Raw genomic sequence first — 23561 nt, forward strand, 5'->3', positions numbered from 1 at the left:
TTCGGGTAATTAAAAACGAAAACGCCGCTCTTTGGAAATAGGAGCGGCGTTTTTCGATCTTGTGAAGATAAATGGAAGGCTAAAAAGTCTAAAAAGAGAATCGAGTCCATTTCTTAGCTCGCCAGCGATAGGCCATGATGATTCCACGGAACCACTCGTCCATCGCGATTGCCATCCAAGCACCCAATACGCCATAACCCCAATGCACGCCAAGCAAATAGCTCATGGCAACCCCAATGCCCCACATGCTGAGAATGCCCATTTTGATCGGGAATTTAATGTCGCCAGCAGCCTTTAGACAAGAGATAAAGATAAGGTTAAATACTCGTCCAGCTTCAAGAATGATGGAACCTGCAATCAGTGCCGCCGTTAGCGCAATGATCTCTGGATCTTGCGTGAACAGATCGAGAATTTCGAAACGGAACACATACACCATGCAGGTGATCGCGGTTGACGCGATAAAGCCAACCACAAAGTAACGTTGCACGCGCTTGGTAATCTCGTCGATCCAACCCTTACCAATGTAATAGCCTGTTTGGATTTGGCTGCCTTGACCAATTGCCAGTGCAAACGCAAAAGAGAGGCGAGCGATGTTTTGTGCGTAAGTAAACGCAGCCAGTGAAGACGTACCCATCTGCACTACAAAGAAGGTAATGCTGATCTGAGCCATGTTATAAGAGAGCACTTCTCCAGCGTTCATCGAGCCGATCTTCATGATTTTTTGATAGATGGCTTTCGGCACAGATTTAAACTGCTTCACTGGTAGATAAATCCCTTTGCTTCTGACCACACCAATCAAGATCAACATTCCGATTACTTGGCTAATGACGGTCGCGGTCGCAACCCCTTGCACGCCGTATACAGGCAAACCAAAAGGTTGATATAAGGCACAGTAGTTACCGAATACGTTGATGACACCTGCAATCATATTGATCACCATCGGTGACTTTGAATAGCCATGACTGCGCAAAATAGTGGTGAGAACCACACCTATGGTTACATTGAAGGTGAGAGCACCACTGATGAACAGGTATTCTTGCGCGTACTGTTCGACTTGAGGTTCGAGTTGATAAAGCGGGATAAAATATTCAGCAACAAGAACGGCAATCACACTCAGTAGCACACCGGCAATAATGGCCAGAATGATACTTGCTACACCCACGTGAGCGCTCTCTTGAGTGCGGGAAGCACCATTGTATTGCGCGATTAGAATACCCGTACCACTGCTGACCATGGTCGAGACAATGATCAGGAAAAAGGATATCTGAGAAATAACACCAACGGCAGACACGGCTTTGTCCGAGTATCCCGATAACATGAATACATCACTGGTGTTGAGTGCGGTTCTTAAAAGAACTTCGATAAAAATTGGCCAGGTGAGCGCAACGATTCCCATACGTTTGTTTAGGGTGGAATCAGCATTAGGCATTTAGGTTTTCTCAAAAAAGGGGTAGGCGACACTATAGTTTAGCTATTATTTAGTAAACGACTATCAAATTAATGTCCGGAAGGCTAATAAGGATAAATAAAATTCGAATAAGTCTTCAGAACCCAATATTTCAGTGAGAGTGATGAAATTTTTGAGTAAGATTTCATAAGCTATTAAGAGGATCAGAATGGAAGCAAGTGATTGCTTGAAACGACCGGAAAGTGAGTTTGAAAAGTGGCAAAGCTAGCGACATCGAGCTAGCTCTACCGTTTTAAAGTCTAGTTAATTCGTTGCCCTCGATCATCGAATAGGTGGCAATCTTTTGAGGAGAAACTCAGCTCAAGTGATTGGTATCGAGTGACCTCTTGGTCTCCTGGTAGGTGCACCTTAAAGCTATCCACGCCACAAGACTGGCCAAACATATAAGTGCTGTTCCCTAGTCGCTCGACCACTTCACTTTGAAATTCAATGGTGATATCAGAGCCACTGTTAATCTCTAAATGTTCAGGTCGAATGCCCAGCGTGATACTTTGTCCCTCTTTTAATCCATCGCTTGGTAAGGGAAGGGTGATTTGGCTGACACCGTTAACGGCGAGTTGGGCGTGCGTTTCTGAGGTGCTGTTAACAACACACGGTAAGAAATTCATTTTCGGTGAGCCAATAAAGCCAGCCACAAATTCATTTTGTGGAGAGTGGTATAGATCGAGTGGAGAACCGACTTGTTCAACACGACCATCTCTCAATACCACGATCTTGTCTGCAAGCGTCATGGCTTCGACTTGATCGTGCGTGACGTAAATCATGGTATTTTGCAGATCTTGGTGCAATTTGGCGATTTGTAAGCGCATATCGACACGAAGTTCAGCATCGAGGTTCGAGAGCGGTTCATCGAATAAGAATACGCGAGGGTTACGAACTATTGCTCGACCGATAGCGACACGTTGACGCTGCCCACCTGACAGTTCTTTCGGTTTACGCTTCAATAAAGGCTCTAATTGGAGTGTTTTTGCCGCACTGGTGACTTGCTTTTCAACGACTTCCTTCGCTACGCCATTCATTTTGAGGCCAAAGCCCATGTTTTCTTCCACGGTCATGTGTGGGTAGAGTGCGTAGGATTGAAATACCATAGCGACACCACGCTCAGCAGGATCGACATCGTTAACAAGATCGTCTCCAATATGAATCTCGCCTTCAGTGATTTCTTCTAAGCCAGCAACTAAGCGTAAGAGGGTTGATTTTCCGCAACCTGATGGTCCAACGAATACGACGAATTCGCCATTATTTATTTCTAGATCAACACCATGGATGGTCTGTATATCACCATATCGTTTGATGACCTTTTTTAAGCTGATATCAGCCATGCTCTCTCCTTGCTTCGTTGGACTACATCTCTTTGCCTTTAAAACATACGCTTTCATCAGAAATTTGTTAGGTGCCTCGCATGATTTATTGATCATCGTCATATAAATCCCGCGATCTATACTGATTTTTGTGAAAACGTTTACATAAATAAAACATAACTGTGCGTAATGTTATCAATAAGCCTAATATTTGAACGTAATCATTATAAATGCTGAGCTACTGATTGGGATTTATAAATTCAGATGGAAGTTAACCAAGTAGTAAACCAAGCTTTTAATACAAGGAATTTTGGGAAATGGAGCAATCTGTGAAAACGATATACCCAGAAAATCGCACCCCATCAGCGAAGAAGAAAAGGCGCATCAGTTCCAAGGTCTCGCCTTGGCTGTTCTTGGCACCAGCTATCGCTATCTTCTCTCTCTATGTTATCTATCCCATCTTGGACAGTATTTGGCTGAGCTTCTTTGAGTGGGATGGATTAGGTGAAAAGGAGTGGGTGGGGCTTGAGAACTATCGTGAGCTTTTTGACTCAGATGCTTTTTATACTTCGTTAACGAATAACTTTCTTTGGTTGATCTTCTTTATGCTTGCGCCACCGTGTGGCTTAGCGATTGCCCTTTTCCTCAACCAACAAGTGAAAGGCATTCGTATCGTAAAATCTCTGTTTTTCTTCCCATTCGTTATTTCTCAAGTGGTGGTAGGCCTCGTATTTGCTTGGTTCTATGACCCCTCTTTTGGCCTTTTCAATATTGCACTCGGGTCGCTTGGCTTCGAGCCAATTTCGATACTTGCTGATGAAGACTATGTGACCTACGGAATCATCGCTGCTGGCTTATGGCCTCAGATCTCTTATTGCATGATCTTATATTTAACTGGGCTGAATAACCTCGATCCTGAGCAGTTAGAAGCGGCTCGACTTGATGGTGCAAAGAAGTGGCGCATGTTGTGGTATGTGGTGCTTCCACAGTTAAGACCCGCAACCTTTATCGCCGTGGTTGTCACCGTAATTGGTGCCCTGCGTTCATTTGATCTAGTGGCGACCATGACGGCAGGCGGCCCTTGGGGCAGCTCGACAGTACTTGCGTACCAGATGTATGAAGAGTCTATCTTTAACTATCGAATGGGTTATGGCGCGGCGGTTTCCGTTGTGTTGTTCCTGATTATGGATATCTATATCGCTTACTTCTTGTGGCGTATGTTAAGGAGTGAAAAATAATGTATCCACAACCAATTCAAAAAGCAGGTCGCTTTACCAACATTAGCTACCGAGTCGCACTGCCTATTTCCATTGTGATGTGGTTATTACCACTTATCGCCGTAATGATGACTTCAATTCGTTCGATGGAAGACATCAACAAAGGTAACTACTGGGGCTGGCCTAGTGAGATTCAGTTCATTGAAAACTACACCCAAGTATTTACCTCGACGTCGATGGGGCAGTACCTCATCAATAGCTTAATCATCACATTGCCAGCGGTTGCTGGTGCCGTGGCGTTGTCGACACTGGCTGGTTATGCCTTGGCTAAATACAACTTCAAAGCCAATGTGTGGATTTTTGCGATGTTCATCGCGGGTAACTTTGTTCCGTTCCAAATTCTGATGATTCCAGTTCGTGATTTAACGATTGGACTCGGTCTATACGACACTCACTGGGCATTGATTTTTTTCCATATCGCTTTCCAAGCCGGTTTTTGTACCTTGTTCATGCGTAACTTTATTGTCGGGATCCCTGATGCCCTGATCGAAGCGGCGCGTGTTGAAGGGGTGAGTGAATGGAAAATATTCTGGCATGTCGTACTCCCTCTGGTTCGCCCTGCTTTAGCGGCGTTAGCCGTATTGGTGTTTACCTTTATTTGGAACGATTTCTTCTGGGCTCTAGTACTGGTTCAGAGTGATGATGTTCGTCCTGTGACTGCGGGTCTGAGCTCACTTCAAGGCCAATGGCTGGCGTCTTGGCAGTTTATGTCAGCGGGTGCCGTGGTCGCGGCTATCCCACCGGTAGTGCTGTTCTTTACCATGCAAAAGCACTTTATCGCAGGCCTAACATTAGGTGCGACCAAAGGGTAAATCACGAGATAAGAATCGATACACGAATCTAGCAATAGCGAAGGCTTTAAGTCGTTATTGCTACCGACATCCCGAATGGATGAATCATTGAAGAGAAACTAAAACACGAACAACCCTACGAGATAAAACAATAAGAATTGGACTTAGAGAGCTTAGCTCCATAACAAGGACCTCAATATGAAATACGTGAAACATATCGCTGCCAGTGCAGTGCTCGCTGCCTCCATGTCTGCAACATCGTTTGCAGGAACACTCGTTATCAACTCTGATGCTTCTGATCCTGCGCCAAAAGAGGCGTGGGGCGAGATCATTAACCGCTTTGAAAAAGAAAACCCAGATATTACGGTGAAGTACAACTTGTACGATCACGAGTCGTATAAAACAACGATTCGTAATTGGCTGGTCACTTCGCCGCCGGATGTGGTTTTTTGGTATGCGGGTAACCGAATGAAAGCCTTTGTTGACCGTGGCCTGTTTGAGGATGTCAGTGATATTTGGGCTGACAACAACATGAAGCAAGACTTTGCGGCTGCCGCGCCTGCGATGACAGTACAAGGTAAGCAGTTTGGTGTGCCGTACACGTATTATCAATGGGGTATCTACTACCGCAAAGACATCTTTGAGCAATATGGAATTGCGGAGCCGAAAACGTGGGATGATTTGAAATCTGCGTCTGCAACACTTAAAGAAAATGGTGTAGCGCCGTTTGCTATTGGTACCAAGTATCTTTGGACCGCCGCAGGTTGGTTTGATTACATCAACATGCGTACTAACGGCTTGGATTTTCATATTCAGTTAATGGAAGGCCAGGTGCCTTACTCTGATGAGCGAGTGAAGAAAACCTTCGCTAATTGGGCGGAGTTAGTTGAACCTGGTTATTTCCTAGAAAACCACGCGTCTTATTCATGGCAAGAAGCTCAACCTTTCTTGTACAACGGTAAAGCGGCGATGTACCTGATGGGTAACTTCATCACGCCTAACTTCCCAGCTGAGTTGGATGGCAAGATGGATTTCTTCCAGTTCCCGGTGATCGACCCAAGTGTTCCTATGTCTGAAGATGCACCAATGGATACGCTGCACATACCTTCAAAAGCGAAAAACAAAGAAGATGCTCGTAAGTTCTTAGAGTTTGTTGCTCGCGCTGAAAACCAGCAGCTGATCAATGAGATGCTGTTACAGATTCCAACCAACAACAAAGCTAAAGCGAAGTCTGACCCGTTCTTAGACAAAGGCGTCGCGATGTTGGCATCCAGTGATGGTACGGCTCAATTCTATGACCGAGACACTGATCCTGCGATGGCCAAAGAAGGCATGAAAGGCTTCCAAGAGTTTATGGTTCACCCTGAACGAATCGATAAAATCTTGAAAAAACTCGATAAAGTGAGCAAGCGTACCTTTAAGTAATATTTCAATAGCCGCAGCTGTTCTGGCTGCGGCTTTTTTTCTTCTCTTAAGGGATTATTGCAAGAGCTGTTTAGTTGGCGTTCGTAATGTTTGAACGCAATGAGGCGCTGAGCATCACTTGCAATGGTTCACGTTAAACGGCTTTTGGTAAGGAACACGTCATGAGAACTTTCTCTCAAATCATCTCTGCCCGTGAGTGGGAAAATCAACACATCACCCATCATAATGTTGTTGAGGCTCATGCTCCTTTAAATAGTTACACCTCGTTGGTTGAGGCTATGACGAAGAGCTCGTCGAGTGTTATGTCTCTCAATGGGACTTGGAAGTTTCAGCTGTTCGATTCACCAGAGTTGGTTTGCGAAGAGGTAGTATCGGAACATTTTGATGATTCTTCATGGAAGTCGATTTCAGTGCCAAGCAACTGGCAGATGCAAGGCTTTGATAAACCGATCTATACCAATGTGAAATATCCTTTCGCTGATAACCCTCCCTTCGTCCCTAGCGATAATCCAACAGGGCTCTACCGAACGCGTTTTAACTGCACGGAACCGGAGTTATTAGATACCCATAGGCTGACCTTCGACGGCGTGAATTCTGCTTTTTATTTGTGGTGCAACGGCAAGTGGGTTGGCTATTCGCAAGACAGTCGATTACCGGCTGAATTTGACGTGTCTGAATACTTGCAAGTGGGCGAGAACGTGCTGGTAGTGATGGTGCTGCGTTGGTCTGATGGTTCTTACCTTGAAGACCAAGACATGTGGTGGCTCAGCGGCATATTCCGTGATGTGACTTTATTGAGAAAACCCAAGGTCGCAATCGAGGATGTTGGCATTGAGACTCAGCTAGATGCTTGCTATCGCGATGCAGTTTTAAATATTTCTACGCAAATAACCAAGCACAGCAATGATGTAGAAAGCTGCTATAAGCTGAAAGCTGAACTTTATGATACTCAAGGACAGTTGGCTTGCGAACCTCAAATCGTGGGTTTTGGTGAGCGTTATGTTGATGAAAAAGGGCCGTGGTCTGAAGTCGCAGAACACAGCATTTCAGTGGTGAACCCGAACAAGTGGAGTGCCGAGTCACCCTACTTATATCGCTGTGTGGTGTCATTGCTCAATGAACATGATGAGCTTGTCGATTGTGAGGCTTACGATGTCGGCTTTCGAAGTGTTGAAATTACCGATAGTTTGCTAAAAGTTAACGGAAAGCCATTGCTGATGCGTGGTGTCAATCGCCATGAACATCACCCTGAATTGGGTCACACCATGACTCGAGAGGGGATGATTCAAGACATCAAACTGCTCAAACAAAATAACTTCAATGCCGTTAGAACCGCTCATTATCCGAATCATCCATTGTGGTATGAATTATGTGATGAGTATGGTCTGTATCTGGTTGATGAAGCGAATGTGGAAACTCATGGTCAATTTCCGATGTGCCGTTTATCCGATGATGCGTCATGGTTGAATGCGTACATGAGCCGAATGACAAGGCTGGTTGAGCGCGATAAAAACCACGCCAGCGTGATCATTTGGTCGCTGGGTAATGAATCGGGTATTGGTCGTAATCACCATGCGATGTATCAATGGGTGAAACAAACTGATCCAACACGTCTGGTTCAGTATGAAGGTGGCGGGGCAGATACAGCAGCGACCGATATTTTATGTCCTATGTATGCGCGCGTTGATTGGGATTTACCTGTGGTTGAGAGTCAACCTGAGGTGACACCTCGCGTGGGTATTCGTAAAGCTATCGCTCTACCAAACGAGCATCGTCCTCTTATTCTCTGTGAGTACGCCCATGCAATGGGGAACAGTCTGGGTAGCTTTGATAAATATTGGCAAGCGTTTAGAGACAGCCCAAGATTACAGGGCGGATTTATCTGGGATTGGGTAGATCAAGGGATCACCAAAACCGATTCGAGCGGCAAACAATATTGGGGCTATGGTGGTGATTTCGGCGACGAGATTAATGATCGCCAGTTCTGCATTAATGGTTTGGTGTTCCCAGACAGAACGGTACATCCAACGCTTCAGGAAGTGAAAAAAGCACAGCAGTTTTACCAGTTTAGACTGGTTTCGACTTCGCCTCTGGTGATAGAGGTGCACAGCGAATATTTATTTGTGACCAGCAGCATTGAAACGTTGAATTGGACGGTTACTCAGAATGGTGTAGTAATGAGCGATGGTTGTATCGAATTGATGGTTGGTGCGGGCGAGAGTGTTCAGATAGAGCTCAATGGTGTGACGATTCCTCATACGGCCAACGCGCTTAATTACCTTAATCTCGAAGTGGTATTAAACACCAATACTGCATGGGCGGATAAAGGTCATGTGACGGCGATTGAACAGCTTAGCTTACCTACTCAACCACAATTGATGTTGGATGCTAACCTCTCTCAATTTCCACCGAAAGTGACTGAAACCGACACGCTGCTGACGGTGATTGGTGATGCTTATCAAGTAGAGTTCGACAGATTGTCTGGGACATTAGAAAGCTGGAAAATCAAAGGGGTGGAACAGCTTGCTAGTGGCCTTCGAGATAACTTTTATCGCGCACCATTAGACAACGATATCGGTGTCAGTGAAGCAAACCGTGTAGACCCCAATTCATGGATCGCACGCTGGCAGGCTATGAGGTTAGATAGGCTCACTCCAGAGTGCATCGAATTTTCATCCATCACTCAGAAAAATAGGGTGTCGGTGACTGCAAGAATTGCCCACACGGTGGAAGATCAGGTTCGTTTGTTGTCGACTTGGCAATACCAATTATTTGCCGATGGTGAGGTCAAATTAGATGTGGATGTTCAAGCGGCGAAAGGCTTGCCGTCTCTGCCACGAGTCGGATTTGAGTTTGCTTTGAAGCATGTGCCTGATGGGGTGGAATGGTTTGGTCGTGGGCCACACGAAAACTACCCAGATCGAAAGATGTCCGCACATATGGGGCTATATCAGCAAAGTATTGAACAAATGCATACCCCTTATATTTTCCCATCTGATTGCGGCTTGCGTTGTGATGTTCGTGAGGCAAAAGTGGGCGCATTCGAATTGCAAGGAGACTTCCATTTCTCAGTCAGTCGTTTGGGGTTACAGCAGCTACAGAAGGCAAAACATACTTGTGACTTAACCGAACAAGAACAGCTGTTTGTTTATGTGGATGGCTTCCATATGGGGGTTGGCGGTGATGACTCGTGGACGCCAAGTGTCCATGATGAATTTAAATTATTGAAAGAGCATTACCATTATCAGGTGCGCTTCCATTGTGGTGATATAGGCTAATGTGCAGCGAATAGAGTAAAAGGATCATAGTAGGCCAAATAGTCTAAATACTTTTTTTTAGATTATTTGCTTCAGGTATAAAAAAGGCACTCAGCGAGAAACTGAGTGCCAAAGTCTGAAATTTATGAGGTTAGATTTTCATTGAATTTCAGAAGACAGGTATAGGTTTTTACTTACTCTGCGTCAGTAAAGAAATCGTTGTATAACATGTATAGGTGGGCAGCACTCCAAGAGAAGTTTGGAGCACCTTGTTGTTCACCGTTTAGCGGGTTGTAGTTCTCACGGATAGGACCGTCTTGTACCAAGCCATCGGCGTGGTCGAAGAATGCGCCTGCCATTTCAATCGCATCGTCACGGTAGCCGTAGCTGTCCATACCTTTTAGGCCGAAGTAGAACTGGTCTACCCATACACGTCCACGCCAGTAAATATCTGGGCCAAATGCTGGGCTAGAAAGCGCTGCTGTGCCCAGTGGAACGTAGGTGTTGAACTCTGAGGTATCTTTCATCACAGAGACCACGGCATCAGCGTGAGCTTGTGTTGCTGCACCGTTGAACAGTGGTGACCAACCCTCAGGGCCTTTACCACGCTCGACAATCGGTTTGCCTGCGCAGCCATTGGCTAAAGGCTTGTCTTCAATACGAATGTCATAGAAGAAGTTAGTGCCTTCGTCGAACATACAGGTGTTGATGTAGTTCGATAGGTGTTCTGCTTTTTCACGGAACTCTTTCGCTTCTGCGTCTTTACCTAGAATGTCAGCCATTTCTGCTAGGTACTTGTTATCGCTGTACATGTAGCTTGCTTGGTCAACGGACTCTTGCAGCAATGAATAGCCAAGCAAAGTGCCGTCTTCAGCGCGGTTTTGAGCGAACTCAACATCCCAATCGCTGCGCTTACCACCGTTTGCAACGTATGCGTCTAGCTGGTCTTTATCAATGAAGCCAAATGCGGCTGCATCGTCACGGCCTGATTCCCAAGATGCAGCCGTTTGTGCGGGGCTCTCGATGTAATCGTAGTTGCCTTCTGCTACCACTTTATCCAGTGCTGCTTGTCCTACAACTGTTTCGTGCTTATCGCCACGAACCACGGTGAAGTACATTTCACCTTCAGGTGTGTTGTGTGCTTTGTCACGAGCAGCGCCATACTCTGGAACGCCATTGCCGTTGTTGTCACGGTTGCGTAGCCACCAATCATGGTATGCCACTAGTTTTGGATACATCTCTTGTAGCCAAGCTTCGTCGCTTGTGGTTTTGTAGACTTCCATTACTGCCCATGCTGCTAGGCTTGGTTTGGTATTACGTTCATTCCAGTTACCGCCATCGCCGCCACGTTCTGGACTTAGGTTGTAAGCGAGTAGATCGGGCACGTAACCTTCATCCCAAGGACGAACGGCATCGTCAGCCTGAATTTGGTAAGCGAACATCGCGCGGATGTTATCTTTCGCTACATCTGGGTTGAAGTGAGCCATTGCGTAGGCTTGCTTCCATGTGTCCCAAGGCCAAGTTTGGTTGCCCGAGAACCAACGCGCCGTCACGGATGGTGTCACAGAGTCAAACTCCATCGCACCTGCAGCGCCACGCCAGTTACCGTTTAGGGTTTCCATCGCTTTAACCGCAACACGCTCTTGCTCTGGTGTCGCGTTCGGGTTGGTTAAACCCATCTCAAGATAGCCTTCCCAACGTTCTGCTGATGCGGCTAAGAAGTCGGTAGGGTTTGCCATGATCTTTTTGATTTCAGGCTGTTCCGCTTGCGCTTCTTCTGCCGTTAGAACATGCGAGTATGTGGTGTAGATAGTCGTCGATGCTTCAATGTTTGCCGTTGAAGTAAACGCTAAACCATCAACCGTGGTTTTCGTTGGAATCGACTTGTGAACTTGGTATTCAGACTCACCAGAAGTCAGTAGATCCCATGTCGAACGAACCTTACCGAAGGTCACCTTTAGGCCATCGTCGGTTGCGACGATTTGACGGTCATACTCAGGGTAAGTTTCAGCGATTGTTTTGTCGGTTTGTGCCACGCCTTCTTTGGCGTGCGTCTTTTCTAGCAGTTCACCATCCCACACTAATTCAACCGGTGAGTCGGTAGTGATTTTTGTTTCTAGCAGAGAGGTACGGTTTGAAGCAAAACGCATCGTCATTTCTACGGTCACATCGTCAGATTTTAGCGTCTGAACCAATGCGCCCGGTAGGCTATAAGCTTCCATAGTGAAAGCCACTTTTTTGCCGTCTTTGAACACGCTTAGGCGGTCGAAGTTATCAGCCATGAAGTTGATATATTCTTCGGTAAGCAGTGCTGTACCTGGGAATCCGCCCATGCCTTCTGCACTGTCTGGCAGCAGATGACCGTGCCATGCACCTAGGTCGAAGAATGGGTTAAAGCGTTGGTGGTCATCGAAGTCGTAGTCACGCATGTATTCAGGTGAGCCAGTACGGTCGATAACGTTCTTAAATTCGTTGGCTTGCAGTTGCTCTGTGTCAGAGCCTGAGCCAGAGATTGAGTTTGAAGCACAACCAGTAACGACAAGGGCTGCACCGATAGCGAGAGCTGCGAATGATTTATTCAGTTTCATGATCAATTCCTGTTATTACCAGTAGAAGTATTGCATTGCGAACACCTGAGCGTCGCCGATTTCAGTGTCGCTGCCTACGCCAAAGCGGCTATCGAAAGCAGTCGCAAACGCGCCGTTGCCGTATTCATACCAAACGCCAGCATTGATGTAAGAGGTGATTTCTTTGTCGCCATTGTCACCGTCAAAGTTTGCGTAGTTGTAGGCTGCAGATAGGTAAACGCCTTGTGCCGCTTCGTACCATGCACTGGTTTGAATACCAGACTCGCTACCGAAAGACTCTTGGTTGCCTTTATCTGTATCGAGCCAAACACGAGTGGCGAAGTTTTTGTACTCAGCACCCAATAGCAATAGTTCACCACCATCGTTGTTACGAACTTCACCACCACCCATTAGGGTTAAGTCGTCGGTCAGATCGTATTGAAGGTAACCATTGACCATGGCGTTCTTATCTTTCCATTGGTCTGCGAAGCTGTCGTATTTACCGAAGTGAACAAGAGCATCGTCTTCCGAGAAGTCAGACTCTGGCGCGAAAGAAACGCTGTAGCGAAGCTTGCCTTCTAGGTTTTGAATCTTCACACCAAGGTGCACGTCTCGCGTGTTTGAGATCGCGTAGCCGTATTCAACCGTAGGGTCACCCCACCATTGAACGTCATCTAATGAAGAGTCCATACGACCAATCATGAATTCTGTTTTGTTATCTGTGCGGTAGCCAGCGTAAAAGCGGTTGAAACCACCTTCAAAACCGCCCCAGCCGTGGCCCGTTGCCCAAGCATTGCCTTCGTCATCGGCTTGTACTGTCCAGCCCTCCATATAAGCAAGACCAAACCAATTACCGTGCTCGATAGCCAAGCCAGCTTCAATGTAAGTACCGTCTGCGTAGCGGCCTTTATCATCACCTTCGAGTGCCACGTGACCACCAAGGCCAAGCTCACCATAAAAGTTAAATAGGGTTTCAGTTTCTGTCTGAGGAGGCTGAGTATCACTGTGGTTTGCTGCGGACTCTTCCGCGTGGGCAGTGGTACTTAAGGCAGCAAGAATACAGCTTGTAATAAGAGTGTTTTTAGTAAAACTACTTTTCATTTTAATCACTTCTGTGTCGGGGTTATAAATGAAGGTTCGCAAGCAGTTCTGACTTCTAATATGGGGTGCTCTTCAAGGCGTATTGGTCAGGTTACTTACGATCGCAAAACCAATATTAATGATAATTTTGATGTTTAAAATTAATTAAGTTTAAAAGTGTGATCTATTTTTAGTAAATATTTACTTTGTTTTTATTTTGACTTTCAGTTGAATTTGCAGAGGTATGGCTAGGGTGATAGCTATTCAGTTGGTGAATTACTTTATAGGCGGTTCGATTGTTGACTCGAATGTCTTCTTTCTTGAAGGCTTTGGTGAAATTTAGGTGTTGAGTGGGAATGTACCGACAAATAAAAAGGCACTCACCAAATGTGAGTGCCTTAATTTTCAATCAGAATGTGGAGTCAAACTAAGCATTCGCCGCTTCAGGTTTTGCTTCTAGTTTCTTCTCTTCTGGAGATAAGCTTTTCTCGTATTGACCGTACTTCCACCATGCGTAGCCAAGGAAGATCACAATCCCGCCCACGTTGTAGAAGATGATGGTCATGATGTCTGCGCCTGTTGGGAAGGTAGAGGCGAAGAAACCAACGGTGAAGATAGCGATAAGAATCGACACAGCAGTAATACCGACCGTACGAGAACCCATGCGGAAATCACGTGGTAGGTGGTCCAGTTTCACGCGCAGGTGCAGGTAAGCAATCATGATGAACAGTGGCGGTAGCATAGAAGCTGCTGCAGTCATGTTGATGATGGTGCTCATCAAGTCTTGAACGGTGTCAGACGCCAACGTTGGGATGAACATCAGTGGAATCACGATGAAGAACTGAACCCAAGCTGCACGCTCTGGTACACCTTGTTTGTTAAGCGCGACAGTCTTCTCGCCAAAGATGCCTTTAGGGATTTCAGAGAAGAAGATCTTTACCGGTGTCGCCGTCCACATAAGTAGAGAGCCCAACATCGCAGTGAATGAAACCACACCAACGAAACGGTTCATCAGGATTTCCGACAGTCCAAAGTGTCTTGCTAGTCCTTCAAATACCTGAACAGAGCCGCCAGTGAATTTAAGTTCTTCACGAGCAACAAATACGTTCGCTAACACAGATCCTACCGAATAAAGCGCACCGATGAAGATACCCGCGATGATGATCACTTTAACGAAAGACTTGTGACCGCCTTTGATGTCGTTAACGTAAACCGCGACCGATTCTGCACCGCCTGCCGCCATGAAAATCCAAGTGATTACGCCAAGGAATGCCCAGTTGAAGCTTGGTGTCATTGCTTCGATGGTGATTGGATCAGCTGGCTCGATACCGCCTACCAAAGCCCCGCCAGATAACAAGATGTAAGACATCGTTAGCAGCAGCATCAGTGATGATGTTAGTGAGGTAATAGGGCCCAGTAATTTCGCGCCGTTGTTAGAGATATGAGTTGCGACCGCAAATAAAATGGTACTCAGAATTGCGGTGGTCATTGGCGTGAAGATGTACTCGAAACCTAAGAACGCATAAGACGCGTAAGCGATGATTCTAGGTAGCAGAGAGGTGAAGAAGAACAGGTTAACAAACCAGTAGGTGTAAGCTGAAATAAACGCCCAGCGGCCGCCTAGAGAACTTTTAACCCAAGAATAAACACCCGCTTCAGAGTCTTTATTCAGTGACACAAACTCTGCAACGATCAAACAAAATGGCACAAAGTAAAAGATGGTTGCTAGAAAGAACATCGGAGCCGAGGAAAGGCCGATCTCGATGTTGTTATTAATGATGTTATTGAAGCTGTATACCGCCGCGAAGGTCATAGACAGTAGGGCAAATTTGCCTATCGTACTGCGTTTATTTTCGGACATGATGTTCTCCGGTGAATCACGTTGATGATCGTTATAACTTGGTCCTAGAGAGGGAAGCTCTAGGCCGCACTTTTATTGTTATGTTGGTTTGGCAAACACCCGCTTTGTTTTGTCAGGGTTGGCTCATTGTTGTTTTTATAGATTAACGATCGGACTTCTTTGGGATTTTTTTCTTTGGTATTTCAGTAAACTTATTACCAAAACAAAGAGTTAAAGATTAAGAAGTTCATTGAAGAGATTGCTTGTTTCATGAGCGACGATTTATAAGGCGTGTAGGGGCTTTTTGTCGCTTTCTTTATATGAATCAGTTTGTCTCTTCAGCAAGAAGATTAAAGATTAAGCGGCGGGAAGTTAATCGAAATTGATCAAATATGTGACCTTGAGTAAATAAATTTAGTTAATGTTTTACCTTGGTTTTTATTTGAGTTTTATTACCTATTAATTGGTGTTTTTCGTGAACTGAAACCTTGACGGAACGCCGTTTTTATTTTTGGGGTTTTTATTTTAATTATCTGATTTAAAACAAAAAAAGCGCCAATTAAGGCGCTTTTAACTAGATGTATAGATTCTGGATTACGACTGCTTAGCCGTTTCTAGCTTTGCTTCTTTACCTGCTTGCTTCTTTTCAAAGCGAGAGATCCACCACCATGCGATACCAGAGAATACCGCTGTCATGAAGACGTTGATGAAGAAGGCTTGAACAAGGTCAACACCTGTCGGGAATGCCGATGCTGTCATGCTCACAATGAAGATACCAATCAGTACCGATACTACTGCCATACCTTGAACTCGAGTACCCATGCGGAAATCACGCGGTGTGTCGTCGTGTTTCAAGCGGAATACAAAGTAGGCCACCATGATGAAGATTGGCGGTAGCATTGCGGTACCTGCTGTTAGATTGATTGCTGTATTCATCATGTCTTGTACAGATTCAGAGCCGAAGCCGTTCACCACAAGCATCACGAATACAAACGCGAACTGCCACCAAGCTGCACGTACTGGCACGCCGTGTTCGTTAAGCTCTGTTGTCTTCTCGCCGTAAACACCTTTAGGGATTTCAGAGAAGTGAATTTTTACTGGAGCTGCTGTCCACATCATCATCGAACCGAACATAGCAACGAATAGGATAATACCGACGAAGCGACCCGTTAGAGATTGTGAAATGTCGAAGTAGTTCGCCATACCTGTGAAGATTTCAACCATGCCGCCAGCGTAGGTCAGTTCATCACGAGCAACGAATACGTTTACTAGAAGAGAGCCCACTGCGTACATTGCGCCGATTGCGATACCTGCACCAATGATAACCTTGATGAAAGACTTGTGACCGCCCTTAACATCGTTTAGGTAAGCGGCTGCGGTTTCTGCACCACCGGCTGCTTGGAAGATCCAACACATGATACCTAGCGTTGCCCAGTTGATGGTCGGTGTCATTGCTTCAAGCGTGATTGGTTCTACTGGCTCATGGTTGCCGCCCAGTGCCATTAGTGCACCGATAACGTAGATTGCAAACAGAGCGAATACACCGTAGGCCACGATCTCGGCAATCTTACCTAGCCAGCTCGCGCCTTTGGTTGAGATGTGAGTTGCTGCAGCAAACAGAGCAATCGAGATAGCCGATGTGACGACTGGCGAGAAGGCGTATTCATAGCCCAACATCGCGTAAGACGCATAGGCGATTACGTTTGGTAGCAGGGATACAAACCAGAAAAGGTTTACGAACCAGTATAGGAAGGAACCTAGGTAGGCTGCTTTTGAGCCTAGTGGTTTTTTTAGCCAGTCATACATGCCTGACTCAGAATTTTTATTTGCTGATACGAATTCAGCAATGATGAACACGAACGGAATGAAGTAAATAAGGGTCGCGAGCAAAAAGATAGGGGCTGAACTCAATCCCAATTCGATGTTGTTGTTTACAATGTTGCGAACGTTAAATACCGCTGCAAATGTCATGGAGAGTAGGGCAAATTTGCCTAACTTACCGCGTACAGATTCAGACATAGTGTCCTCCAAGGAATCACGTAATTATAGTCGTTATTTCTCAATGCTTCCTTGTAGGGAGGAAGCATTGAGGCTTTGTTCAGCATGTTGGAGCCTTGAACGGCAAGGCTCGATACATACTGTGAATAGATAGCGTTATTGTTTATTTATTGAGGAAGTAACCGTCTTCAATGGTCACTTTCAGTACCACTTTTCGAACTCGGTTATCACCGTGGAAACGGTAAGCCTGATTGTTGTCAAAGATCGCCACTTGGCCTTCAGCTAGCTCACGAGTTTCACCGTTCCCCATTAGGTGTTCGCGGTCGGTTTCATCGCTATAAGCTTGGATCTGCTCTAGCTCTGATTTCGCTGCGAATTCAACCGTTTCACGGCCTTCTAGGTAGTAGTGCACGTCGAAGTAACGACGATTACCGGTGAAGTTTTCTGTGTTACGAGCCACACCGTCTTCAATCATGTAAGCCAGTGAATCACCAATTGAATACATCACGCCATCTTTGATGTTTCCGATGTTTTCAATCGCTTCTACACAGCGTTGCCATTTACGACCATCGCGGTAGACGACTTTAAATTGTTCTAAGTTCTCTAAAACGATCATCGCTTATGCCTCGTTCAGTTGTGGTTGAGCTTTTGGTGCATTCACCGTAAAAAACTCATCGCCAAAGTTGTGATTGATTAGGTGCTGCGCATCGCAATCGCCTGCTTGGAATGGAATCAGAGTTAAACCGTAGCGGAACTCGTCCATGTAAACGCGGTAAGAATCGAGCACTTCGCTGCCCCAAGAGTTAGAGCCTAAGCCCATCACTTGGTGATCTAGGTTTAACGTGATGTAACCGCTTTTCTCTAGCTCAATGGTGTGTTGTGCTTGGTGCAGGTTTTGGTTGGTGTAGAACCATGCGCTGAAGTTGATTTCTTGCTGTGGTTTTACTGCAATACCATTACCCGCGCGGCTTGAAAGCGCAGCCCAACGAACGTGTTGGCGGTTGCCGTTGTTCTGTGGGAACGGGTAGTTCTCGAACATGTCTGCAACGGTTGATTGGTACACATCAATCATGTTGGCTTGCTTGCTGTCTTGGTAGTTCTCTTCAGGGCCGCGTCCGTAATATTGGACTTGGTCGAAGTCGCCGTTGATGCCCATATCAAAACCAATCACAGGAATTACATGAGGGTACTCACCGTAACGTTCGCCGCTTAGCTCAACGTTCAATTGGCCTTCAGCATTAACTTGGTAGCGATATTCACAACGCATGCCGAAATCGAATACTGGTGGAGCAATGATGCTGGTGGTGGTGATCTCTACCTTGCCATTTACCTGTTCAACGTTAACGCATTCAAGGTCAATGCTACGGAAGTGCTCCTGCATAATTTGCAAGTGTGCAGGCTCCCAGTAACCATCGTGCTCTTGTTTATGGTTATCGATCATTGGCTTGAAGAAGTTGATTCGTGGTTCTGACTTAATCATCTCTTCGCCATTGACCAACCATGACGTCAGCTTGCCGTTCACTTTCGAGAAGTTCAGTGCGAAGTTGTGGCCTTTGATTAGGTAAGCTAAACGAGACTCTTCCACATTCAGTGCTGTCGCATTGTTGTTAGTGAAGGCTTCTAGCTGTGCTGTGTTCTCTTTCACTTGGAATTGATACACCGCGATGTCGTGGTTCGCTTCGCTGTAAGGCGTACGAGAATCCTTGCGCACGGTAAAGTTCACAAACACTTCGCGCTCATCAAGTTGTGGCAAGTTAAGTGTCAGTTCACGGCTCGAGTTTTCTGCCAGTTCTTCAATCTTGATGTGTTGCACAGCAATGGTTTCACCTTCAGCACGGATTTCCGCAGTGATGGTGTAGTCATCGATGTTTGAGAACCAAAGTTTGTTGTCTACCGTGAAGGTGCCCGTTTGTGCATCGAAATCGCGAAGCTTCACTGGTGCGATAACCTGCTTGTACTCTTTTAAGCCTGGCCCCGGTGTTTGGTCTGGGTAGATCAAACCGTCCATGCAGAAGTTGTAGTTGTTCGGGTAGTCACCGTAGTCACCGCCGTACTTATAGAACTCAGTACCCGCTTCATCACGCGCTAGAATGCCGTGGTCACACCATTCCCAAACGTAGTGACCTTGAATTGCATCGTGCTTGTAGAACACGTTTTGGTATTCGGTTAAGCCACCTGGGCCATTACCCATTGCGTGTGCGTATTCACAGATAATGCGTGGTTTTTCGTGTGGGAATTCACCGAAGGCATTCATCAGTTGAGCACGTGAGTACATGGTTGAAATGATGTCGACCACTTCAGCATCGCGGTCTTCTTCATAGTGAACCAAGCGGGTGTCATCAATCGCTTTTGCCGCATCGTACATAGAGCGGATATTGCAGCCGTAGCCTGATTCGTTACCTAAAGACCACATGATGATAGAAGGGTGGTTCTTTTGAGCGTGGATATGACGTTCGATACGTTCAACAAACACCGCTTCCCATGCTGCATCGTTAGTGATGCGGCTTAGGTCGCCAACGTTAGCAAAGCCGTGAGTTTCGACATCGGTTTCACCCATCACGAACAGGCCGTAGATGTCACACAGTTCGTAGAAGCGTGGGTCGTTCGGGTAGTGCGCCGTGCGTACTGAGTTGATGTTGTGCTGCTTCATCAACACTAAGTCTTTCTCTACGCGATCCATGCCAACCGCACGACCTTTTAGGTGGTCGTTGTCGTGACGGTTTACACCGTGCAGCATCACGTATTTGTTGTTGATGTAGAACAGACCATCGCGAACTTTAATGTCTCGGAAACCAACGCGCTGTGGAATCACTTCTAGCACTTCGCCGTCTGTGTCTTTTAGCGTCAGCAACAGTTGGTAAAGGTATGGGTTTTCAGCATTCCATTGAACAGGGTTCACGACATCGATAGAGAATTGAGTGTTCGCATTGCCGCCAGTCTGTTGGTTAGGAACAGTTAAGTTATCTACAGAGCCTTGCGAGATAACTTGGCTGCCATCGAGCAATGCGTACTCAAGGGTTGCGTTTGCCGCTGCTGCTAGGTTTTCTAGTTCCACTTTGCATAACAGGGTCGCGCTTTGGTAAGCGTCGTCGAAGTCAGTGCGAACGGTAACGTCTTGAACGTGCAGTTGTTCTTTACCTACTAGGTAAACGTCACGGAAGATACCGCCCGTCCACCACATGTCTTGGTCTTCAATGTAGGTAGAGTCGGCCCACTGCATCACTCGAATAGAAAGTAGGTTGTTGCCTGCTTTTACCTGGCTAGAGATATCGAACTCAGCGGTTAGGCGGCTGCCTTTGCTGAAGCCCACGTACTCGCCGTTTACGTAAACTTCGAAGTAAGTTTCAACGCCATCAAATTTGATGATGGTTTGTTTCTCGTCCCAGCTTTCGCCAAGGAAGAAAGAGCGTTGGTATGCGCCGGTTGGGTTGTCTGATGGTACGAAAGGCACATCAATTGGGAATGGGAAACCTTCATCTGTGTATTGAAGATCGCCGTGGCCTTCCATTTGCCACATGTTTGGAACCGTGATGTTTCCCCAGTCGCTCATTTCCTGAGAATAGAACTCTTCAGGAACCAATAGCGGATTGGTGAAATAGCTGAAATTCCATTGGCCACTCAATAGTTGGAAGTGGCTGCTCAGTTCACGCTGAAACGTTTTTGCATTTTTTTCTGATGCGTACGAGAAGAAGTATGCACGCGGTGCCATACGGTTCTCATGTAAGTTCAGGAAGTTTTCCCAGTTGTTCACGTTGCCTCTCTCTCGGTCTGAATGCAGTTTGCTGACCGACGTTCTTATGCGTAATTGGGTCGTAGTGAATACGAGTATTTTTGGACTGAGGTAATTATTAGTAAAAGTTTTACTAAATGAAATTGGTGAAAACGTTTTACTTTAACTTCATCACGTTTTTTATGGTCTTTTTACGGTGCTGTGTGATCCACTTAAAAGAATGCTATTGGCTGATTTATGTAGCAGATTAAAGAGGGGGATACGTGGAGATTGATGTATGTGACGGGCACAAAAAAGGCCACCTTCAACAAAGGTAGCCTTTATTTATCTACTTGATATATTTAATTATTTTGTTGTATCGCGCAGCTTGAGTTTGCTTGGTACATAGACACGTAGTGGGATGGTTCGGCCGTCGCGTACTTTCTCAATCAGCAGATTAACGCCTTGAATTCCCATCAATTCAGAGTGAATACGAACAGTTGATAAAGATGGGAAGGTAAATTTAGCTGTTGGGATGTCGTTTACACTGATCAGCGCAATATCTTCAGGGATGTTTAATCCGTGCTCATGAACTGCTCGTAAAACGCCAATTGCGATGGAATCTGACGCAATAAACATGGCTTTAGGGTAGTCGCCCGTCGCGAGCATCTGTTTTGCAAGCTTGTAACCTGATGAGCTAGAGAAGTCACCACGGTAGATGTCTTGCTCACTGACAACGTTCTTGAGGCCACCATATTCAGCAAAAGCGACTTCACGAATATCAGGGGTATTGACGTCGTCTTGGCCACCAATAAAGCCGATGCGCTCATAGCCTTGGTTGATAAAGAAGTTGGTGATCTCTTTGCTGATCAAAGCCAGGTCGATATCGACAGAGTCATAAGGTTCTGAGTGATCGGTAAAATCGACATAACAGATATTATCGCTCAGCTTTTTAGCTTGCTCGATAACCTCTGGTGTCATTCTACCCACCAACAAAACACCTGTGATTGGTGCTGAATTGATCTGTATTTTACTTTCATAACAGTTGGTTAGCTTAACTTCCATCTTTTCACATTGGGTTTCAATCCCGTGGCGAATCGATAGATAGTAAGGGTCGTTAACTTCCGCTTCTTGCTTGTAGTTATACAGTGCTAGGAAGTGATGGTTTTGTTTTTTACTGCTAACGGTTTTTCGTGAGCTGCTGGTTTTGTATTCCAACTTCTCTGCAATTTCAAAGATACGCCTTTTGGTCTCTTCCTTGACGCTTAATGTTGGATCTTCATTGAGAACCCTTGAAACTGTAGCCAATGATACATTCGCTTCAGTCGCGATATCTTTTAACGTTGCCATACTCACTTCCTGTTATTGGAACATTGCGCTGCTTTGAAATTGGTATTTAGTAAAAAAGCAATGCACCTCTTTATTCTACAGACCTATTGTAATCAAACTGGACGTCATTGCATTAACTTTTAGTAAAATAAATGCTCAACTCATCTGTGATGTCTCAAATCTAACTGTCTATAATTATCTTATTAAAATTCAATTAATTAGAGGTTAATAGCTATACGTTCTCTCTATGTCATGATCAGTTCCAATGATGAAAGTTAGTGTAAACGTTTACACTTCGTGGTTTTGATCACAGAATTATAGTCAAAATGGCTGCTACTATTTCTGACATACGGTGCTACTGAGCTGAATGTCAGTTCGAGTTAGCCCACGAATGACGACAAAGAGAGGTTGATTGTGAAAGTACTGGTTACGGGCGGCATGGGTTACATCGGAAGTCATACATGCATTCAAATGATACAGGCAGGTATGGAGCCGATCATTGTTGATAACCTTTGCAACAGCAAAGAGCTAGTGCTGGAACGAATCGAATCGTTAACTGGCAAGCGACCAACGTTTTATCTTGGCGACATTCGTGACCAATCTTTTCTAGATAGCGTGTTTTCAGAAAACGATATCCAAGCCGTGATTCACTTTGCTGGCCTGAAAGCGGTAGGGGAGTCGGTGGCTAAGCCTTTGGAATACTACGATAACAACGTCAATGGTTCATTGGTGTTAGCTCGAAGCATGAAGAAAGCGGGCGTAAAAAGCATCGTATTTAGTTCTTCGGCTACCGTTTACGGCGATCCAGAAGTAGTGCCGATTACTGAAACTTCACCAACTGGCGCGACAACTAACCCTTATGGTCGCAGCAAATATATGGTGGAAGAGTGCTTGAGCGATCTGTTCAACGCTGAAAACGACTGGAGCGTGACTTTACTGCGCTACTTTAACCCTGTTGGTGCACACCCATCAGGCACCATGGGAGAAGACCCACAAGGCATTCCAAACAACCTAATGCCGTTCATCGCACAGGTTGCTGTAGGCCGTAGAGAGAAGCTTTCTATCTTTGGAAACGATTACCCAACACCGGATGGAACTGGTGTTAGAGACTACATCCACGTAATGGATTTGGCTGATGGCCACGTAGCAGCATTAAAAGCCGTGGGCGAGAAAGCGGGCTTACACATTTACAACCTAGGTACGGGCAAAGGCTCAAGTGTACTCGAGATGGTTGAAGCCTTCGCACAAGCATCGGGCAAACCGGTTCCTTATGAACTTTGCCCACGCCGCGCGGGTGACATTGCCGAATGTTGGGCAAGTACTGAAAAAGCAGAGCGCGAGCTTGGCTGGAAGGCGACGCGTAGCGTGATGGAGATGACGGCGGATACATGGAATTGGCAGTCGAATAACCCACAAGGTTACTAAAGAACTTTTAAGTTATTGAAAAAAGAGAGATTCCAGATATCTCGCACCTCGATTCTGGAATGACGGATGAGCATAAGGCTATGAAGTGGTTGCC

The 23561-nt window shown here is 45.8% G+C and carries 14 protein-coding genes; 5 read left to right on the top strand and 9 right to left on the bottom strand.

The genetic code is table 11. The features are described 5' to 3' along the window. Positions 1-88: 88 nt before the first annotated feature. Positions 89-1429, bottom strand: coding sequence for an MATE family efflux transporter (locus AB4558_RS01985; protein ID WP_017060807.1), 1341 nt, complete (start codon positions 1427-1429; stop codon positions 89-91). 278 nt (positions 1430-1707) lie between these two features. Further along, positions 1708-2790, bottom strand: coding sequence for an ABC transporter ATP-binding protein (locus AB4558_RS01990; protein WP_136973744.1), 1083 nt, complete (start codon positions 2788-2790; stop codon positions 1708-1710). A 296-nt stretch (positions 2791-3086) separates the two neighbouring features. Between AB4558_RS01990 and AB4558_RS01995 the strand changes: the two genes are divergently transcribed. The 4 genes from AB4558_RS01995 (at position 3087) to AB4558_RS02010 (ending at position 9540) form a co-directional block, all read left to right on the top strand. Next, the gene (locus tag AB4558_RS01995; RefSeq protein WP_372157867.1) at positions 3087-4007 is read left to right on the top strand and encodes a carbohydrate ABC transporter permease; all 921 of its coding nucleotides are present in this window, start codon (positions 3087-3089) and stop codon (positions 4005-4007) included. Further along, positions 4007-4858, top strand: coding sequence for a carbohydrate ABC transporter permease (locus tag AB4558_RS02000; protein WP_050649668.1), 852 nt, complete (start codon positions 4007-4009; stop codon positions 4856-4858). Before AB4558_RS01995 ends, AB4558_RS02000 begins: the two co-directional genes overlap by 1 nt. Before the next feature lie 177 nt (positions 4859-5035). Next, positions 5036-6262 carry an ABC transporter substrate-binding protein gene (locus AB4558_RS02005; protein ID WP_372154702.1) on the top strand — a complete coding sequence of 409 codons (1227 nt, stop codon included), beginning with the start codon at positions 5036-5038 and terminating at the stop codon, positions 6260-6262. A gap of 161 nt (positions 6263-6423) precedes the next feature. Then, positions 6424-9540, top strand: a complete 3117-nt coding sequence (locus AB4558_RS02010; RefSeq protein WP_372157870.1) for a beta-galactosidase — start codon at positions 6424-6426, stop codon at positions 9538-9540. Between the two features lie 173 nt (positions 9541-9713). Here the strand turns inward: AB4558_RS02010 and ygjK are convergent, their stop codons facing one another. The 7 genes from ygjK to ebgR form a co-directional block, all read right to left on the bottom strand. Then, positions 9714-12107, bottom strand: coding sequence for an alpha-glucosidase (ygjK, locus tag AB4558_RS02015; protein WP_136973742.1), 2394 nt, complete (start codon positions 12105-12107; stop codon positions 9714-9716). A 15-nt stretch (positions 12108-12122) separates the two neighbouring features. Then, positions 12123-13187: a protein YgjJ gene (ygjJ, locus tag AB4558_RS02020; protein WP_372125709.1), complete on the bottom strand. Its 1065-nt coding sequence runs from the start codon at positions 13185-13187 to the stop codon at positions 12123-12125. Between the two features lie 406 nt (positions 13188-13593). Beyond that, positions 13594-15027, bottom strand: coding sequence for an amino acid permease (locus AB4558_RS02025; protein ID WP_210454591.1), 1434 nt, complete (start codon positions 15025-15027; stop codon positions 13594-13596). A 573-nt stretch (positions 15028-15600) separates the two neighbouring features. Next, positions 15601-17025: an amino acid permease gene (locus AB4558_RS02030; RefSeq protein WP_017063320.1), complete on the bottom strand. Its 1425-nt coding sequence runs from the start codon at positions 17023-17025 to the stop codon at positions 15601-15603. Between the two features lie 142 nt (positions 17026-17167). Continuing rightward, entirely contained in the window at positions 17168-17620 is a 453-nt protein-coding gene (locus AB4558_RS02035) for a beta-galactosidase subunit beta (protein ID WP_017066026.1), read from the bottom strand. A 3-nt stretch (positions 17621-17623) separates the two neighbouring features. After that, entirely contained in the window at positions 17624-20755 is a 3132-nt protein-coding gene (gene ebgA, locus AB4558_RS02040; RefSeq protein WP_372145637.1) for a beta-galactosidase subunit alpha, read from the bottom strand. A 324-nt stretch (positions 20756-21079) separates the two neighbouring features. Beyond that, positions 21080-22063 (bottom strand): transcriptional regulator EbgR, encoded by a 984-nt coding sequence (gene ebgR / locus AB4558_RS02045; RefSeq protein ID WP_017069515.1) that lies wholly within the window; start codon positions 22061-22063, stop codon positions 21080-21082. Between the two features lie 393 nt (positions 22064-22456). Between ebgR and galE the strand changes: the two genes are divergently transcribed. Then, positions 22457-23467 (top strand): UDP-glucose 4-epimerase GalE, encoded by a 1011-nt coding sequence (galE, locus tag AB4558_RS02050; RefSeq protein ID WP_372157875.1) that lies wholly within the window; start codon positions 22457-22459, stop codon positions 23465-23467. The last annotated feature ends 94 nt before the right edge of the window (positions 23468-23561 follow it).

This window comes from Vibrio sp. 10N.222.51.C5, assembly GCF_041474575.1.
Taxonomy (GTDB): domain Bacteria; phylum Pseudomonadota; class Gammaproteobacteria; order Enterobacterales; family Vibrionaceae; genus Vibrio; species Vibrio crassostreae_C.

Excerpts from the sequence above, each read along its gene's own strand:
- AB4558_RS01985 (WP_017060807.1), bottom strand. The coding sequence starts at position 1,429 with ATGCCTAATGCTGATTCCACCCTAAACAAACGTATGGGAATCGTTGCG.
- AB4558_RS02005 (WP_372154702.1), top strand. The coding sequence starts at position 5,036 with ATGAAATACGTGAAACATATCGCTGCCAGTGCAGTGCTCGCTGCCTCC.
- AB4558_RS01990 (WP_136973744.1), bottom strand. The coding sequence starts at position 2,790 with ATGGCTGATATCAGCTTAAAAAAGGTCATCAAACGATATGGTGATATA.
- AB4558_RS02030 (WP_017063320.1), bottom strand. The coding sequence starts at position 17,025 with ATGTCTGAATCTGTACGCGGTAAGTTAGGCAAATTTGCCCTACTCTCC.
- ygjK (WP_136973742.1), bottom strand. The coding sequence starts at position 12,107 with ATGAAACTGAATAAATCATTCGCAGCTCTCGCTATCGGTGCAGCCCTT.
- AB4558_RS02010 (WP_372157870.1), top strand. The coding sequence starts at position 6,424 with ATGAGAACTTTCTCTCAAATCATCTCTGCCCGTGAGTGGGAAAATCAA.
- AB4558_RS02025 (WP_210454591.1), bottom strand. The coding sequence starts at position 15,027 with ATGTCCGAAAATAAACGCAGTACGATAGGCAAATTTGCCCTACTGTCT.
- AB4558_RS02000 (WP_050649668.1), top strand. The coding sequence starts at position 4,007 with ATGTATCCACAACCAATTCAAAAAGCAGGTCGCTTTACCAACATTAGC.
- AB4558_RS01995 (WP_372157867.1), top strand. The coding sequence starts at position 3,087 with ATGGAGCAATCTGTGAAAACGATATACCCAGAAAATCGCACCCCATCA.
- AB4558_RS02035 (WP_017066026.1), bottom strand. The coding sequence starts at position 17,620 with ATGATCGTTTTAGAGAACTTAGAACAATTTAAAGTCGTCTACCGCGAT.
- ebgR (WP_017069515.1), bottom strand. The coding sequence starts at position 22,063 with ATGGCAACGTTAAAAGATATCGCGACTGAAGCGAATGTATCATTGGCT.
- ygjJ (WP_372125709.1), bottom strand. The coding sequence starts at position 13,187 with ATGAAAAGTAGTTTTACTAAAAACACTCTTATTACAAGCTGTATTCTT.